The organism is Cupriavidus sp. CP313 (assembly GCF_054072015.1).
This window is the reverse complement of record NZ_JBSVZB010000005.1, coordinates 74,055-89,620: the sequence shown is the minus strand read 5'-3', so window position 1 is coordinate 89,620 and position 15,566 is coordinate 74,055. Positions and strand designations below refer to the sequence as shown.

Genomic DNA, 15,566 nt, shown 5'->3' with positions numbered 1-15,566 from the left:
GCGGATGGCGGCTTCGGCGGCGAGCATGATGTCCATGGGGGGAGGGCGTCTAAATACTGTATGGATATACAGTATACCCAGCCGCCAAATCGGGCAGCAAATTATTTTCGTGGCACCGAGGTGGCACCGGAAATTTCACAATCATCTGATCCGGCGTAAATAAACGGATTCGTGAAGATTTATGAATCCTGTCGGCGGACCGCAGAATGGATTATCCCCTCGAATAATCCCCTTAAAGCTTCGCAGCTAACAATCCCGGCCGTTTTGTTGCTGTTGGTATGCGCCAGGCCCGCACGGTTCCCTTCATTTTCAGGCAACGAACGACAGCACAAGACTTAGCGGGCCCGCTGCGCGCGGCGTAAGGTCGCTTGCTCCCCCGTGGCCAGTTTCCGCTGCTCCGGTCACTGGCCCTGCGCGGGCGTGGTCAACGAGAACTGTTCTCAATACGTTACGGAATCTTACATCGGTCGCAGAAGCCTGTCGGTGTGCGACGGCAGCGGCACCCGCTTCCTTGAGCGCCATTAGGGGTTTACCTCTGTTTTCGACGGAAATGGCTGCCAAAGCTGACAAAATCGCGTCCTCCGGTGGGAGTTTGGGCCAACCCCTATGGGTCGCCGTGTAATTTTCTGTAATGATTGAGGGATACTCTGACAACAAAAGAGCTCCCAGAGGTGGAGGAGAAATTGCGGGTGCTATTGACGAACTTCCACCGCGGAAACGGTGGCGGGCACGATACGTATGTCATCAATCTGCTGGCAGGTTTGGCGCCGTCGTATGAAGTGACGGTGGCGGCTCCACGGACCAGCCGTCTGTACCGGCTCGCCAGCGGCCGCGCGGGCGTCGAGGTGGCGGCGGTCGACTATGCGCCGCGGGGCCTGCGCTGGCTGCGCGAGTTGTGGGCGCTCTGGCGGCTCATCAGCCTTGGGCGCTTCGATATCATCCATGTCAACGGTTCTGCCGACCACAAGCTGGTCATGCTCGTGCGCCTGGTTGCCTTGCGCCGGCCGCGCATTGTCTATACCAAACACAACGATCACCGCAGCAACAGTGTCGGCAACTGGCTGCGTGCGTGGCTTGGTACCCACCATGTGATTGCGGTCAGCGACTATGTCGCCCGGAAGCTGCGCAGCTCCCCGTACAGCCGTGTGTCGGTGAGCACCGTGTCCCATGGCGTCGACATGGGTCACTTTGCACCGCCGGCGCCGGCGGAGGCCGATGCGCTGCGGGCGCGATACTTCGGTGCCGGCTCGGCATGCACGGTCTTCGTCAGTACCGCGGGTACCCGCTATGAGAAGGGCTGGACGGACCTGCTGGAAGCCGTTGCGCAGTTGCCCGCCCACTTGCGTAGCGGTGTACGCGTGATCCTGGCTGGCGAAGCGCCCTTGCCATGCATGACCGGGAAGGTCGCGGCACTGGGACTCGGAGAACAGGTCGTTTTTACTGGCTTGCTGGACGATGTTCGTCCCACCCTGGGGGCAGGGCACACCGCCTTTGTGCTGTCGCGGAGCGAGACGTTGTCGTTTGCCTGCCGCGAAGCGATGGCGATGGGCCTGCCGGTACTGGTTTCCGATGCCGGCGGCCTGCCCGAGAACGTGACCGATGGGCAGGACGGCTGGGTGGTGCCGTGCGCCAACATCGCGGCACTACGGGCGCGGCTGGAGCAAATCCTGTCAGCGCCCGATCGGCTGGCCGAGATGGGTGAGGCTGCCCTGTCAAAGAGTCGGGCGTACTTTGGCATGGATACCTTCGTCGCCGGCACACTCGCCGTGTACCAGGCGGTTCTCGAGCGGGGAGCGCGGCCTCAACCGCTGCCAGCCGCGCTGACCCAGAGCCGCAGCCAGTAACCGCGCACTTCATACGACATGTCGATCCCGATCCTGACCTATCACCAGATTGATATCGTGCCGCCCCATGGCACGCCGTTTCGTGGCCTGACCGTCAGTCCCGCGCAGTTCCGCCAGCAGATCGCCTGGATGCGCCGGCTGGGCTATCGCGGCCTGTCGATGCGCGAACTCATGCCCTATGTTCGGGGCGAGTCTGCCGGCAAAGTGTTCGGGATTACGTTTGACGACGGCTTCCGCAATGTCCACCGGCATGCGCTGCCCGTCCTGACGGAGTTCGGTTTTAGTGCCACCAATTACTTTGTGTCCGGCCAGATCGACGGCAGCAATGTCTGGGACGCCAGCCAAGGCGTGCCGCCTGCTCCGCTGATGAACGCAGAAGAGGTGCGGGAATGGGCCCGCCTCGGCCATGAGGTCGGCGCCCATACGGTCGACCACGTGCACCTGCCGGCATTGCCGCCGGCGGAAGCCCGCCGGCAGATTGAAACCTCCAAGGCAGCGCTGGAGGACTTGGTGGCGATGCCGGTCACGGCGTTTTGCTACCCTTATGGCGAACAGCATGCGGCGCACCGGGAAATGGTGCGCGAGGCTGGCTACGACAACGCCACGCTGACGCAGCGCGGGCTGGCGCGTGCCGATGACAACCCTTTCGGCCTGCCGCGTGTCCATGTGCATTGCGGCACCAACCTGTTCCGCTTCCTGCAGAAATGCCTGACGCGGCATGAGGACAAGCGGCGGGGCGACTGACCTCAGGCTGCGTTACTGTGGACTAGCCCCGCCGACAGGGACCACATTCCGTTACACATCAATCCACCCAACTCCGGAGAGCTCGCCATGGAACTCAGATACAAAGGCCGGGAGATCTCAATCCAGGCCAAAAAGGACGCGAGCGGCCAGTGGGACTGGTCATATGGCATCCGCGGTCACGGGCACCGGCACAACACCGGGGCGCTCGCTCCTTCGGAGTCGGTCGCGATTGATAGCGCCTATGCGTCCGCGAAACGGGAGATTGACCAAGCCACTTCAGGCGACGCCAACGACTAACTTCCTGAACTCTCACTAGTGGAGAAAGACATGGATCTCCAAGGGTTCACCTATTACCGCGACCACTGGTATGAAGCATCGGCAACGTCTCCTGGCGTTGGCGGGCCCTGGCAAGGTGAGGTGACCATCTGCACGAAAGCGGCAGATGGAGCGCCACTCAAGGTCTTCGATCACCACCTTGTTCCGGGCCAGTTCTTCAGCGAAGGCGAGGCATGGCAGCATGCCTCGGACTGGGCCAGGAAGCAGATCGATGCGCGCTTTGGCTAGCACGCGCACCAGCCGCTGCGCCGCCAGGGCTCACGCCGCACTGCGCTCGGCGATCAGTACGTTCGCAGGAATCTTCAGGTCACGGTGCAGCCGCCGGATCATGGCCAGACTCAGGGCGCGCTTGCCATTCAGCACTTCATATACGCGGTTGAGGTTACCCAGGTACGGTTGCATGTCGCGTGGCGTGAGGCCAGCTTGTTCCATGCGAAAGCGGATCGCGGCGATTGGATCCGGCAGATCCATCGGAAAGTGCCCGGCTTCATACCGTTCCACCAGCATGGAGAGGATTTCCAGCTTGTCGCCGTCGGGCGTATCGGGCGCAGGGTTTGCGTCGACCAGGGTGGAGACCGCGGCCAGCGCTTCCTGGTAGTCGGCTTCGGTGTGCAGGGGGCGGATATCCATGGTGATCACTCCATTTCCACGGTGGCGGCGTCAATGCGGTCATAGTCGAGATGGGTGCCGACGAACTTCACGTAGACGATGCCCAACCGGTATGCGATAGCGACGATGAGCCGGTACTTGTTCCCGCCGAGATTGAAGACCACGCGGTTGCTGCCAACGAAGCTGGCACTGGCGTAGCGCGCCTTGATGTCCATGGGCGCGGTCCAGGCCGCGCAGCGGGCTTCTTCATGCCAGGCAAGCAACGGTTGCCTGGCCTCGGGGTGGAACTTGCTGAACTGGAGCAAAGACCTCTTCGCTATGATTCGCATGTGGGCATGCTAGTCCCAAAATGGGACTGCGGCAAGAGTGGGTGGGTGTCATCCACTGCCGAGCATACCCACGATCAATGCGCGCTCGTCTTCGAAAACAGCTGAATGACGGCGACGCCGGCAATAATCAGACCAATCCCAGCGCAAGCCGCCAGATCCGGCACCTGCCGGTACAGCACCACCGCGATCAGCGACACCAGCACGATCCCGGCCCCGCTCCAGATCGCATAGGCGATGCCGACCGGCACCGTGCGCATCACCAGCATCAGCAAATAGAACGCCGCCACATAGCCGGTCACGACCAGCACGCTGGGCACCAGCCGCGTAAAGCCCTGCGACGCCTTCAGGCTGCTGGTGGCGATGACTTCGGCGACGATGGCGAGGGCGAGGAGCAGGTATCCGTTCATGGGAGTGCATAAGTGGGTGGGCCGAAACGGGCCGAAGCCGGCATCTTAGCGCCCCCGCATGTTGCGCCAAAGCCGCGTCCCTCCCTTGCGGTGGTTGTGCAAAGCTGCGATGGGGGATTGAATGTGGTTATAAAGACGAAAACAAGCGGGCGCATGGCCGGCCCGCGGCACAAGAAAGTCCTACAAAGCAGTCGCGGTAGTTAGCCCGACCAAGCCGGCACGAACCTCACGATGCCGGCGGCGGGCATGGGGTAAGGGGAGCGGTATGCATCACAATGGCATCGACGGCACGGCCGCCTGGACGTCTTCGCAGGCCGGGGACGGGGAGCCCGCGCCGGACGCGAATCCGTGGCAGGACACCATCGCCGCGGCGGACCACGCACTGGAAGAGGCCTCGCGCATCCAACGCGGCGTGCAGCACAACCTGAAGCTGTTGCAGGAAGTGCGGTCGCTGCGCGAGGAGTTGCGCAAGGCCCATGCGGAGGTAGATCGCTACCGGGGCATGCACGCCCGGGTGGTGGTCAGCATGCGTCAGCTGGACGAAGACCATATGGGGGAAATGAGCCGGCTCCAGGCGGCGAACGAGATGCTGCAGGTGCGCCATCGTGTCTACAAGCTGATGGCCGAGCACTACGCGCGCGTGGCGTTGAACCTGGATCCGGAAACTTTCGCGGCCCACCGCGACCGCGTGCTGCAGCATGTCTTGTTCCAGCGCCGCAGGGGCGTGTCGCCCGACGATATCCGCTACGCGGACGTGGCTTTCCTGATGCTTTAGCGGCGATGCTCAGGCGGCGCGCTGGCGCAGCACGTGGAACGCCAGCATGCCGCCCACCACGCCCCAGAACGCAGAGCCGACACCCGCCAGGGTCATGCCGGACGCCGTGATCATGAAGGTCAGCAGCGCGGCTTCGCGCTCGGCCGGGATTTGCATGGCCACGGTCAGGCCGTTGGCGATCGAGCCCATCAGCGCGAACGCGGTCACGCCCACCACCAGCGCTTGCGGAAAGGCCGCAAACAGCGCCGCGATGCTGGCGGCCAGCGTGCCCGCGACCAGGTAGCCCACGCCGCAGACCACGGCCGCGGTATAGCGGCGGTTGCGGTCGGGGTCGGCCTGCGGGCCGGTGCAGATGGCGGCGGTGATCGCCGCCAGGTTGACGCCGTGCGAGCCGAACGGCGCCAGCACGGCCGAGGTCAGGCCGGTGATCGAGATCAGGCGCGAGGCCGGCACGTGGTAGCCGTCGGCTTGCAGCACGGCCAGCCCGGGGATGTTCTGCGAGGCCAGCGCCACGATGAACAGCGGAACCGCCATGCTGACAAAGGCCGACAGCGAGAACGCCGGCGTGGTCCACACCGGCACCGCCAACTCCAGCCGCACGCCCGAGAAATCGAGCTGGCCGAGCACGCCGGCGATCACCGCCCCGGTCAGCAGCACCCCTGGCACCGCATAGGCCGGCCACAGCCGCCGCCCGAGCAGGTAGGCGGCGAACATCGCCAGCAGCAGCACGGTCTGGTGCTGCGCCTGCACGAACACATCCACGCTGATGCGGAACAGGATGCCGGCCAGCAGGGCTGAGGCGATGCTGGCGGGCAGGGCGCGCATCAGCTTGTCGAACCAGCCGGTCATGCCGGCCGCGGCCATCATCAGCCCGGCCAGCAGGAAGGCGCCGATGGCTTCCGCGTAGGGCACGCCGGGCAGGCTGGCGATCAGCAGCGCGGCGCCGGGCGTGGACCAGGCCACCACGATCGGCACGCGCAGCGCCAGCGACAGGCCGATGGTGGTGATCCCCATGCCCATCGACAGCGCCCAGATCCAGGACGAGATCTGGGCATCGGTCAGATGGGCGGCCTGGCCGGCCTGGATCATCAGCACCAGCGAACTGGTATAGCCGGTGAGCGTGGCGACCAGCCCGGCGACGAGCGCGGACACGGACAGGTCGGACAATTTCAGTGAAGCGGTGGTCATGAGGGCGGCGGCAGGCCATTGGCACGGCCGACATCTTCGCATGAGTGCCTTGGCCGTACCAATTTGCCGCGGCGGCGTCCCGAAATCGCCGTTGACGGGACTTTCCCTTACGGACTTTTCCGACTGGAGCGGGCAGGGGGTCGTTGATATGCTGGCTTCGTGCCTTGCGAGCAGGGCACCGAGGAGAGACTCTTGGGCCCGCAGTGCGCGGGCCCTTCTTTTTTGGGGCCAGCCTTGGCCTGGCCCCGGTCGTCTACAATGCGGGCTGCCGTGCCACGCCAGCCCTGGCTGCCAGGCCGTCCCTCCTTTCTCTCGTCGTCTCGTCTTTCTCCCATGGCCCTGTTTTCCATTACCGACGCCCAGCTTGCCTTCGGGCACGTGGCCCTGCTCGATCACACCGACTTTTCGCTGGAGGCCGGCGAGCGCGTGGGTTTGATCGGGCGCAACGGCTCGGGCAAGTCCTCGCTGCTGAAGATCGTGGCGGGGCTGTCGGCGCCGGACGATGGGCTGATCGCACGCCAGAGCGGCGTGACCAGCACCTACGTGCCGCAGGAGCCGCAGTTCGAGGCGGGCATCACCGTGTTCGACGCCGTCTCCCAGGGCATGGGCGATGCGCACGACCTGCTGGTGCGCTACGAGGCCGCCGCCGACCGCGTGGCCGAGAACCACGACGACGAAGCCGCGCTGGCCGAATTGCACCGGCTGCAGTCCGAGCTCGATGCCGCCGGCGCCTGGCAGCTGCGCACCCGCGTGGAAACCACGCTGGCGCGCCTGGAGCTGGATTCGCACACGCGCGTCGAGGCACTGTCCGGCGGCCTGCAGAAGCGCGTGGCGCTGGCGCAGGCGCTGGTGGCCGAGCCCGACATCCTGCTGCTGGACGAGCCCACCAACCACCTCGACGTGGAAGCGATCCGCTGGCTGGAAGACCTGCTGCTGGGCTTCCGCGGCAGCGTGCTGCTGATCACCCACGACCGCGCCTTCCTCGACCGCGTCGCGACCCGCATCATCGAACTGGACCGCGGCCGGCTGGTGTCCTTCCCCGGCAACTTCGCCGCCTACCAGGCGCGCAAGGAAGAGATGCTGGCGGCCGAGCAGGTCGAGCAGGCCAAGTTCGACAAGCTGCTGGCGCAGGAAGAGGTGTGGATCCGCAAGGGGGTGGAGGCGCGCCGCACGCGCAGCGTGTCGCGCATCCAGCGGCTGGTGGCGATGCGCAACGAGCGTGCCGCGCGCCGTGAAGTCCAGGGCAACGTCAAGCTGGAGGTGTCGCAGGCCGACCGCTCCGGCAAGATCGTGTCGGAGCTGACCGACGTCAGCAAGGCCTATGGCGACAAGGTGGTGGTGCGCGACTTCACCGCCACCATCATGCGCGGCGACAAGGTCGGCCTGATCGGCCCCAACGGCGCCGGCAAGACCACGCTGCTGCGGCTGATCCTGGGCGAACTGGCGCCGGACAGCGGCACCGTGCGCAACGGCAGCAACCTGCAGGTGGCGTACTTCGACCAGATGCGTACCGCGCTGGACCTGGAGCGCTCGCTGGCCGACACCATCAGCCCCGGCAGCGACTGGGTCGAGGTCAACGGCCAGCGCAAGCATGTGATGAGCTACCTGGGCGACTTCCTGTTTGCGCCGGAACGCGCGCGTTCGCCGGTCAAGTCGCTGTCTGGCGGCGAGCGCAACCGGCTGCTGCTGGCGCGCCTGTTTGCGCGTCCGGCCAATGTGCTGGTGCTGGACGAGCCGACCAACGACCTCGACATCGACACGCTGGAACTGCTGGAAGAACTGCTGCAGGACTACAGCGGCACTGTGTTCCTGGTCTCGCACGACCGCGCTTTCCTGGACAACGTGGTGACCTCGACCCTGGCCGCCGAGGGCGATGGCGTGTGGCGCGAGTCGGTGGGCGGGTATTCAGACTGGGTCGAGCAGTCGGCCCGCAGCGCGGCGCTGCAGGCGGCGCGCAAGCCGGAGCAGAAGGCGGCAGAGCCGGCAAAGGGCAAGGATTCGCGCGAGGCGCGCGGCGCCAATCGTACGGTCAAGCTGTCGTACAAGGAGCAGCGCGAACTGGATGGCCTGCCGGAGCGCATTGCCGCGCTGGAAACCGAGCAGAAGACGATCTCGGCGCAGCTCGCGGACGGCTCGCTCTATGTCAGCGATGCACCCAAGGCCGCGCAGCTGGGCACGCGGCACGACGAGATCGAAATGGAATTGCTGGAGGCGCTGGAGCGCTGGGAAGTGCTGGAGGCGAAGTCAAAGGGCGAGGGAGCCTGAGGGTCAGGCAAGCCGGCCCTTACCCGCACCAGGCCAGCACCATATTGGTCAGATCGACCATGAACCCCGGCCGCAGGTAACCCACGAACCCAAGCGCCAGCAGCCCGGCCAGCACCGCCAGCCCGGCTGCCTTCGCCACGCGGACGCGGGCCGTTGTCATCACGCCGCCGCCGGCTGCGCGCGCACCAGGGCCTGCTCGCGGATCGGCAGGTTCACCAGCGCGGCCACCACGCCCAGCGCAATCGAGATCAGCCACACCGTGTTGTAGCCGCCGGTGCGGTCATAGAGGTAGCCACCCAGCCAGGCACCCAGGAAGCTGCCGATCTGGTGCGAGAAGAACACCACGCCCGACAGCATCGACAGGTATTTCACGCCGAACACCTGGGCGATGATGCCGTTGGTCAGCGGCACCGTGGACAGCCACAGGAAGCCCATCAGCGCCGCGAACACCCAGGTGCTGGCCACCGTCAGCGGCAGCAGCAGGTAGCCGGCGATCACCACCGAGCGCGTCACGTAGATGGCGGACAGCAGGTAGCGCTTGGGCAGGCGCTGGCCCAGCGCGCCGGCGGTATAGGTGCCGAATACATTGAACAGCCCGATCAGCGCCAGCGCCACGACGGCGACTTTCGGGTCGGTCAGGCCCTGGTCCTTCAGGTACGGCGCCAGGTGCACGCCGATAAACACCACCTGGAAGCCGCACACGAAGTAGCCCAGCGTCAGCAGCTGGAAGTTGCGGTTGCCGAAGGCTTCGTGCACGGCCTGGCCGATGGTCTGGTGGTGGCCGCCGGTGTGGGCCGCTTCGCGCGGCTCGCGCAGCGTCAGCGCCAGCGGCAGCATCACGCAAGCCATCAGCGCCATCACATACAGCGCATTCTGCCAGCCCAGGCCGGAGATCAGGCCCTGCTCCACCGGGATCATCAGGAACTGGCCGAACGAGCCGGCCGCGGCGGCGATGCCCATGGCCCAGACCCGCTTTTCGGGGCTGGCCACGCGGCCGATCACGCCGTAGACGATGCTGTAGGTGGTGCCCGACTGCGCGATGCCGATCATCACGCCGGCGCCGGTGGCGAAGGCGGTGCCGCTGGTGGCCAGCGCCATCACCACCAGGCCGGCCACGTACAGCGCGATGCCGATCAGGATGATGCGCAGCGCGCCGAACTTGTCGGCGAGCGCGCCTGCAAAGGGCTGGCTGGCGCCCCACATCAGGTTCTGCAGCGCCAGCGCGAAGGCGAAGGTCTCGCGGTTCCAGCCATGGGCCTGGGTGATCGGCAGGTTGAACAGGCCGAAGCCGTGCCGGATGCCCATCGAAAGTGTCACGAGCAGTCCACCGCACACAAGTACGGTGGTCAGGGAAAGTTGTCGGTTCTGCATGTCTTGGCTCGATGTGCGGCAGTCCCGCCGGGTAAGCGCGGTGCCGACAGGGGATTGTGTGTACTTGTTGTTGTCCGTGCCGGGACGGCAATCAGGCTTGCCGGGGCCGGGTGCTGGCGAGTTTACTCCGGCTCGGGAAAACGCGTACTGCGCCGCCCGCGTTGCCGGCGCCCTGGCAAAAAGTGGCGGTGGCCCGGCAAACCGGCGCCGGCGCAGGTCGGCAGGACGAACGCGTTTTTGGCGGGTTTGCCGTCGCCTGCTTCCATTACAATGCAGTGCCCGGTGCCCCGGCGCGTGCACAGTTGTGCGCCCTGGCGCAGCCGGACCATCACTTTCGTAGCGACTCCATGGCGAGCAAAACCAGTCAGTACAGCGAATCTTCCATCCGGGTCCTGAAGGGTCTGGAGCCGGTCAAGCAGCGCCCCGGCATGTACACCCGGACCGACAACCCCCTGCATATCGTGCAGGAGGTGATCGACAACGCCTCGGACGAGGCCCTCGGCGGCCACGGCTCCGAGATCCTGGTGACCCTGCATCGCGACGGCAGCCTCAGCGTGGAGGACGACGGCCGCGGCATCCCGGTGGGCATCCACCCGGAAGAAGGCGTGCCGGTGGTCGAGATCGTCTTCACCCGGCTGCACGCCGGCGGCAAGTTCGACAAGGGCAAGGGCGGTGCCTATGCCTTCTCGGGCGGCCTGCACGGCGTGGGCGTGTCGGTGACCAATGCCTTGTCGACGCAGCTGGACGTGACCGTGTGGCGCGACAGCATGTGCTCGACGCTGACCTTCTCCGGCGGCGACGTGACCGTGCCGCTGGCCTCGCGCAAGATCGAGCGTGGCGAGAAGAAGAGCGGCACCCGCGTGCAGGTGTGGCCGGATGCCAAGTATTTCGACTCGGCCGCGATCCCGCTGGCCGAGCTGCAGCGCCTGCTGCGCAGCAAGGCGGTGCTGCTGCCGGGCGTCAAGGTCACGATGGTGACCGAGAAGACCGGCGAGCGTCAGACCTGGCAGTACGACCAGGGCCTGAAGGGCTACCTGGTCGAGGCGCTGGCCCAGGGCAGCGGCGCCGAGCTGGTAATCCCGATGTTCGAGGGCGAGCACTTTGCCGACCCCGACGCCAATCCCGGCGAAGAAGGCTTTGCCGACGGCGAAGGTGCGTCGTGGGTGGTGGCCTGGACCGAAGACGGCGCGCCGGTGCGCGAGTCCTACGTCAACCTGATCCCCACGCCGGCCGGCGGCACGCATGAATCCGGCCTGCGCGAAGGGCTGTTCCAGGCGGTCAAGAGCTTTATCGAGATGCACGCGCTGCAGCCCAAGGGCGTCAAGCTGATGAGCGAAGACGTGTTTGCGCGCGCCTCGTTCGTGCTGTCGGCCAAGGTGCTGGACCCGCAGTTCCAGGGCCAGATCAAGGAACGCCTGAACAGCCGCGACGCAGTACGGCTGGTGTCCACCTTCAGCCGCCCGGCGCTGGAGTTGTGGCTGAACCATCATGTCGAGTACGGCAAGAAGCTGGCCGAGCTGGTGATCCGCCAAGCCCAGGCGCGCACGCGCGCGGCGCAGAAGGTCGAGAAGAAAAAGGGCTCCGGCGTGGCCGTGCTGCCCGGCAAGCTGACCGACTGCGAGTCCACCGACGTGACCCGCAACGAACTGTTCCTGGTCGAGGGCGACTCGGCCGGCGGCTCGGCCAAGATGGGCCGCGACAAGGAGTTCCAGGCCATCCTGCCGCTGCGCGGCAAGGTGCTCAATACCTGGGAGACCGAGCGCGACCGCCTCTTTGCCAACAACGAAGTGCACGACATCGCGGTGGCGATCGGCGTGGACCCGCACGGCGCCAACGACGAACCCGACCTGTCCAACTTGCGCTACGGCAAGATCTGCATCCTGTCCGACGCCGACGTGGACGGCGCGCATATCCAGGTGCTGCTGCTGACGTTGTTCTTCCGGCACTTCCCCAAGCTGATCGACACCGGCAACGTCTGTGTGGCGCGTCCGCCGCTGTTCCGCGTCGATGCGCCCGCGCGCGGCAAGAAGCCGGCGCAGAAGCTGTACGCGCTCGACGAAGGCGAGCTGTTGGCCATCCAGGACAAGCTGCTCAAGGACGGCGTCAAGGAAAACTCATGGCAGATTTCCCGCTTCAAGGGCCTGGGCGAAATGAACGCCGAGCAGCTCTGGGAAACCACCATGAACCCCGACACGCGGCGCTTGCTGCCCGTGTCGCTGGGCGAATACGACCTGCCGCAGACCGTCGAGGTGATGAATATGCTGATGGGCAAGGGCGAGGCCGCGCAACGCCGCAGCTGGCTGGAAGAGAAGGGCAACGAGGTCGAGGCCGATATCTGAGGGAAGTGAGCGGCACCTGGACGGTAAGCGTCGGCCGGGGATTGGGTAGATAATCCCCAGTCTCCCTGGCCGTCATTCCCGATGGTCGCCAACTGACAGCAATCCGGAACGCACGATGACGACGAGAATTCCCGGCAAACCATGGCGCAAGGCGGCGGCAGCCGTCGTGGCGCTGGCCGGGCTCGCCTTCGTGCCGGCGGCGCATGCCGAGCTGTGGGGCTTTATCGATGCCGACGGCGTGGCGCACTTTGCCGACCAGAAGCTCGACGCGCGCTACAAGCTGTTCATGAAGGACGGCGGCAAGCTGGATACTGCGCGCCTGGCGGCGCGGCAGTCGCAGGCGGCCGCTGGCGCGGACATCGACCTGGAGCAGCACAAGCTGTACCGCTACGTCGTCAACCATCCCAATATCAAGACCGTCGAGCCGCTGATCCACCAGATCGCCGGCAAGCAGGACGTCGATCCCGCGCTGGTCAAGGCGGTGATGGCGGTGGAGTCGGGCTTCAACCCGGGCGCGGTGTCGCCCAAGGGCGCGATCGGCCTGATGCAGGTGATCCCCGACACCGGCGCGCGCTTTGGCGTGAGCGCCGATGCGCGCCGCACCGTCGAGCAGAAGCTGGCCGATCCACGCACCAATATCACCGCGGGCGTGCGCTACCTGAGCTGGCTGATGCAGCTGTTCCCGAACAACCTGGAGCTGGTGCTGGCTGCCTATAACGCCGGCGAGGGCGCGGTGCAGCGCTACAACAACCGCATTCCGCCTTACCCGGAGACCCAGCAGTATGTCAGCACCGTGCTGCAGTTTTACCGCCTGTACCAGCCGCAGCAGGGCGCGGTGCTCAAGCGCGCCAGCGCCAGCGCGGACGGCCCGCGCGTGAAGATGGTCATCGGCGGGCGTCGCGCCATGCCCTGACCGGCATACCCGAACAACAAGCAACCCGGCGCGCCGGCAGTTCAACGTGGCGCGCCGAATTCTTGCCTACCCATGGAACAACAAGACATCACGTTTCAACCTGAAGAGCCGGCCGATTCGCTGACGCTGGCGCGCTACGCCGAGCGCGCCTACCTTGACTACGCCGTCAGCGTGGTCAAGGGCCGCGCGCTGCCCGAGGTGGCCGACGGCCAGAAGCCGGTGCAGCGGCGCATCCTGTTCGCGATGCACGAGATGGGCCTGCGCGCCGACGCCAAGCCGGTCAAGTCCGCGCGCGTGGTCGGCGATGTGCTGGGCAAGTTCCACCCGCATGGCGACCAGTCCGCCTATGACGCGCTGGTGCGCCTGGCGCAGGACTTCTCGCTGCGCTACCCGCTGATCGACGGCCAGGGCAACTTCGGCTCGCGCGATGGCGACGGCGCGGCGGCGATGCGCTACACCGAAGCGCGCCTGACGCCGATCTCGCGGCTGCTGCTCGATGAGATCGATGAAGGCACGGTCGATTTCGCCCCCAACTACGACGGCTCGATGCAGGAGCCCAGGCTGTTGCCGGCGCGGCTGCCGTTCGTGCTGCTCAACGGCGCCTCGGGCATCGCGGTGGGCATGGCGACCGAGATCCCGCCGCACAACCTGCGTGAAGTCGCCGCGGCCACCGTGGCGATGATCCGCAATCCCAATATCACGCTGGCCGAGCTGCTGGCGCTGATGCCGGGGCCGGACTATCCGGGCGGCGGCCAGATCATCTCGCCGGTGTCCGATATCGCCCAGATCTACGAAGGCGGCCGCGGCAGCCTGAAGGTGCGCGCGCGCTGGACCATCGAGGAGATGGCGCGCGGCCAGTGGCAACTGGTGGTGACCGAACTGCCGCCGAACACCTCGGCGCAGAAGGTGCTGGAAGAGATCGAGGAAATCACCAATCCCAAGATCAAGACCGGCAAGAAGGCGCTGACGCAGGACCAGCAGCAGCTCAAGGCCACCGTACTGGCAGTGCTGGATGCGGTGCGCGACGAATCGGGCAAGGATGCGCCGGTGCGGCTGGTGTTCGAGCCCAAGAGCAAGAACGTCGGCCAGCAGGAGTTCATCCATACGCTGCTGGCGCATACCAGCCTGGAGTCCGGCGCGCCGATCAACCTGGTGATGATCGGCACCGACGGGCGCCCGCGCCAGAAGGGCCTGCGCGACATCCTGTCAGAGTGGATCGCGTTCCGCTTCGACACCGTCACGCGCCGCACGCGCCACCGCCTGGGCAAGGTCGAGGACCGTATCCATATCCTCGAAGGCCGGATGCTGGTGCTGCTCAATATCGACGAGGTGATTCGCATCATCCGCGAGAGCGACGAGCCCAAGCCGGCGCTGATCGAGGCCTTCGGCCTGAGCGACCGCCAGGCCGAGGACATCCTGGAAATCCGGCTGCGCCAGCTGGCTCGCCTCGAGTCGATCAAGATCGAGAAGGAGCTCAAGGAGCTGCGCGAAGAGCAGGCCGAGCTGGACGTGCTGCTCAAGTCCGAGACCATGATGCGCCGCCGCATCATCAAGGAGATCGAGACCGACGCCAAGCAGTACAGCCCGGAAGACAAGGACCCGCGCCGCACCCTGATCCAGGAAGAACGCCGCGCCGCGGCCGAAGTGCGCGTGGTCGACGAGCCGGTGACGGTGGTGATGTCGCAGAAGGGCTGGGTGCGCACGCGCCAGGGCCATGGCCACGATGCGCAGCAGTTCACCTTCAAGGCCGGCGACGCGCTCTACGGCACCTTCGAATGCCGCACCGTCGACGTGCTGCTGGCCTTCGGCACCAACGGCCGGGTCTATTCCGTGCCGGTCGCCAGCCTGCCTGGCGGGCGTGGCGACGGGGTGCCCATCACCACGCTGATCGAGCTGCAGCCCGGCAGCCAGGTCGCGCATACCTTCGCGGGCGCTGCCGAGCAGCGCATGCTGATTGCCACCGCGGGCGGCAATGGCTTCCAGACCAGGGTGGGCGACATGATCAGCCGGCAGAAGGGCGGCAAGTCGTTCCTGACGCTCGATGACGGCGACACGCCGCTGGTGCCGGCGCCGCTGGGCGACGAGGCGACTCATGCGGCCTGCCTGTCCGGCAACGGCCGCCTGCTGCTGGTGGCGCTCGATGAAGTGAAGGTGCTGTCCGCAGGCGGGCGCGGCGTGATCCTGATGGAGCTGGAGCCCAAGGAGAAGTTGCTGCAGGCAGTGGGCGTCGGCGCGCCGGGGCTGATGCTCTCGGGCGTGGGGCGCGGCGGCAAGCCGACCTCGCAGAAGCTGGCAGGCGTGGCCTTGCAGGCCTACGTGGGCAAGCGCGCGCGCAAGGGCAAGGCAATCGAGGCCAGGCTCAAGGAGCCGCGCATCGATCCGGTGCGGATCGAGCCGCCAGCCAGCGGCAACTGACCCGCGACCGCCCGGCAAATCGGCCCTGCAT

Annotated in this window: 15 protein-coding genes; 9 read left to right on the top strand and 6 right to left on the bottom strand. The window is 66.2% G+C overall.

The genetic code is table 11. The features are described from left to right. The first annotated feature begins 683 nt into the window (after window positions 1–683). The 4 genes from ACW4E8_RS09025 (at window position 684) to ACW4E8_RS09010 (ending at window position 3,152) form a co-directional block, all read left to right on the top strand. The gene (locus ACW4E8_RS09025; RefSeq protein ID WP_456804423.1) at window positions 684–1,844 is read left to right on the top strand and encodes a glycosyltransferase family 4 protein; all 1,161 of its coding nucleotides are present in this window, start codon (window positions 684–686) and stop codon (window positions 1,842–1,844) included. An 18-nt stretch (window positions 1,845–1,862) separates the two neighbouring features. Beyond that, a complete protein-coding gene (locus tag ACW4E8_RS09020) occupies window positions 1,863–2,588 on the top strand; it encodes a polysaccharide deacetylase family protein (RefSeq protein ID WP_456804185.1) in 726 nt (241 codons plus the stop codon). A gap of 87 nt (window positions 2,589–2,675) precedes the next feature. After that, window positions 2,676–2,885, top strand: coding sequence for a hypothetical protein (locus ACW4E8_RS09015; RefSeq protein ID WP_456804184.1), 210 nt, complete (start codon window positions 2,676–2,678; stop codon window positions 2,883–2,885). Window positions 2,886–2,915: 30 nt separating this feature from the next. Further along, window positions 2,916–3,152, top strand: coding sequence for a hypothetical protein (locus tag ACW4E8_RS09010; RefSeq protein WP_456804183.1), 237 nt, complete (start codon window positions 2,916–2,918; stop codon window positions 3,150–3,152). A gap of 30 nt (window positions 3,153–3,182) precedes the next feature. Here the strand turns inward: ACW4E8_RS09010 and ACW4E8_RS09005 are convergent, their stop codons facing one another. The 3 genes from ACW4E8_RS09005 to ACW4E8_RS08995 all read right to left on the bottom strand — a co-directional run bounded on the left by ACW4E8_RS09005 (window position 3,183) and on the right by ACW4E8_RS08995 (window position 4,269). Then, window positions 3,183–3,554, bottom strand: a complete 372-nt coding sequence (locus tag ACW4E8_RS09005; protein ID WP_456804182.1) for a helix-turn-helix domain-containing protein — start codon at window positions 3,552–3,554, stop codon at window positions 3,183–3,185. A 5-nt stretch (window positions 3,555–3,559) separates the two neighbouring features. Then, window positions 3,560–3,862 (bottom strand): type II toxin-antitoxin system HigB family toxin, encoded by a 303-nt coding sequence (locus ACW4E8_RS09000; RefSeq protein ID WP_456804181.1) that lies wholly within the window; start codon window positions 3,860–3,862, stop codon window positions 3,560–3,562. 74 nt (window positions 3,863–3,936) lie between these two features. Further along, window positions 3,937–4,269, bottom strand: a complete 333-nt coding sequence (locus ACW4E8_RS08995) for a DMT family transporter (protein ID WP_010813574.1) — start codon at window positions 4,267–4,269, stop codon at window positions 3,937–3,939. A 265-nt stretch (window positions 4,270–4,534) separates the two neighbouring features. Here ACW4E8_RS08995 and ACW4E8_RS08990 point away from each other — a divergent pair, with 265 nt between their 5' ends. Further along, window positions 4,535–5,044 carry a hypothetical protein gene (locus tag ACW4E8_RS08990; RefSeq protein ID WP_456804180.1) on the top strand — a complete coding sequence of 170 codons (510 nt, stop codon included), beginning with the start codon at window positions 4,535–4,537 and terminating at the stop codon, window positions 5,042–5,044. Window positions 5,045–5,053: 9 nt separating this feature from the next. Here the strand turns inward: ACW4E8_RS08990 and ACW4E8_RS08985 are convergent, their stop codons facing one another. Continuing rightward, a complete protein-coding gene (locus ACW4E8_RS08985; RefSeq protein WP_456804179.1) occupies window positions 5,054–6,232 on the bottom strand; it encodes a benzoate/H(+) symporter BenE family transporter in 1,179 nt (392 codons plus the stop codon). A 333-nt stretch (window positions 6,233–6,565) separates the two neighbouring features. Here ACW4E8_RS08985 and ACW4E8_RS08980 point away from each other — a divergent pair, with 333 nt between their 5' ends. Next, window positions 6,566–8,497 (top strand): ATP-binding cassette domain-containing protein, encoded by a 1,932-nt coding sequence (locus ACW4E8_RS08980; RefSeq protein WP_456804178.1) that lies wholly within the window; start codon window positions 6,566–6,568, stop codon window positions 8,495–8,497. 19 nt (window positions 8,498–8,516) lie between these two features. Here ACW4E8_RS08980 and ACW4E8_RS08975 read toward each other — a convergent pair whose 3' ends face one another. Then, window positions 8,517–8,657: a hypothetical protein gene (locus ACW4E8_RS08975; protein ID WP_456804177.1), complete on the bottom strand. Its 141-nt coding sequence runs from the start codon at window positions 8,655–8,657 to the stop codon at window positions 8,517–8,519. Beyond that, window positions 8,657–9,868 (bottom strand): MFS transporter, encoded by a 1,212-nt coding sequence (locus tag ACW4E8_RS08970; RefSeq protein WP_456804176.1) that lies wholly within the window; start codon window positions 9,866–9,868, stop codon window positions 8,657–8,659. Before ACW4E8_RS08970 ends, ACW4E8_RS08975 begins: the two co-directional genes overlap by 1 nt. 347 nt (window positions 9,869–10,215) lie before the next feature. On the opposite strand from ACW4E8_RS08970, the gene ACW4E8_RS08965 reads away from it, so the two are divergent. From ACW4E8_RS08965 to parC, 3 genes are all read left to right on the top strand, one after another. Then, the gene (locus tag ACW4E8_RS08965) at window positions 10,216–12,207 is read left to right on the top strand and encodes a DNA topoisomerase IV subunit B (RefSeq protein ID WP_456804175.1); all 1,992 of its coding nucleotides are present in this window, start codon (window positions 10,216–10,218) and stop codon (window positions 12,205–12,207) included. A 115-nt stretch (window positions 12,208–12,322) separates the two neighbouring features. After that, window positions 12,323–13,120, top strand: coding sequence for a lytic transglycosylase domain-containing protein (locus ACW4E8_RS08960; RefSeq protein WP_456804174.1), 798 nt, complete (start codon window positions 12,323–12,325; stop codon window positions 13,118–13,120). A 72-nt stretch (window positions 13,121–13,192) separates the two neighbouring features. Next, window positions 13,193–15,535, top strand: coding sequence for a DNA topoisomerase IV subunit A (gene parC, locus ACW4E8_RS08955; protein ID WP_456804173.1), 2,343 nt, complete (start codon window positions 13,193–13,195; stop codon window positions 15,533–15,535). Window positions 15,536–15,566: the final 31 nt, after the last annotated feature.

What these genes read in the sequence shown, in the direction of transcription:
- ACW4E8_RS09010 (WP_456804183.1), top strand. Translation starts at nt 2,916, where the DNA reads ATGGATCTCCAAGGGTTCACCTATTACCGCGACCACTGGTATGAAGCA.
- ACW4E8_RS09000 (WP_456804181.1), bottom strand. Translation starts at nt 3,862, where the DNA reads ATGCGAATCATAGCGAAGAGGTCTTTGCTCCAGTTCAGCAAGTTCCAC.
- ACW4E8_RS08985 (WP_456804179.1), bottom strand. Translation starts at nt 6,232, where the DNA reads ATGACCACCGCTTCACTGAAATTGTCCGACCTGTCCGTGTCCGCGCTC.
- ACW4E8_RS08965 (WP_456804175.1), top strand. Translation starts at nt 10,216, where the DNA reads ATGGCGAGCAAAACCAGTCAGTACAGCGAATCTTCCATCCGGGTCCTG.
- ACW4E8_RS08975 (WP_456804177.1), bottom strand. Translation starts at nt 8,657, where the DNA reads ATGACAACGGCCCGCGTCCGCGTGGCGAAGGCAGCCGGGCTGGCGGTG.
- ACW4E8_RS08980 (WP_456804178.1), top strand. Translation starts at nt 6,566, where the DNA reads ATGGCCCTGTTTTCCATTACCGACGCCCAGCTTGCCTTCGGGCACGTG.
- ACW4E8_RS09020 (WP_456804185.1), top strand. Translation starts at nt 1,863, where the DNA reads ATGTCGATCCCGATCCTGACCTATCACCAGATTGATATCGTGCCGCCC.
- ACW4E8_RS08990 (WP_456804180.1), top strand. Translation starts at nt 4,535, where the DNA reads ATGCATCACAATGGCATCGACGGCACGGCCGCCTGGACGTCTTCGCAG.
- ACW4E8_RS08970 (WP_456804176.1), bottom strand. Translation starts at nt 9,868, where the DNA reads ATGCAGAACCGACAACTTTCCCTGACCACCGTACTTGTGTGCGGTGGA.
- ACW4E8_RS09005 (WP_456804182.1), bottom strand. Translation starts at nt 3,554, where the DNA reads ATGGATATCCGCCCCCTGCACACCGAAGCCGACTACCAGGAAGCGCTG.
- ACW4E8_RS09015 (WP_456804184.1), top strand. Translation starts at nt 2,676, where the DNA reads ATGGAACTCAGATACAAAGGCCGGGAGATCTCAATCCAGGCCAAAAAG.
- parC (WP_456804173.1), top strand. Translation starts at nt 13,193, where the DNA reads ATGGAACAACAAGACATCACGTTTCAACCTGAAGAGCCGGCCGATTCG.
- ACW4E8_RS08995 (WP_010813574.1), bottom strand. Translation starts at nt 4,269, where the DNA reads ATGAACGGATACCTGCTCCTCGCCCTCGCCATCGTCGCCGAAGTCATC.
- ACW4E8_RS08960 (WP_456804174.1), top strand. Translation starts at nt 12,323, where the DNA reads ATGACGACGAGAATTCCCGGCAAACCATGGCGCAAGGCGGCGGCAGCC.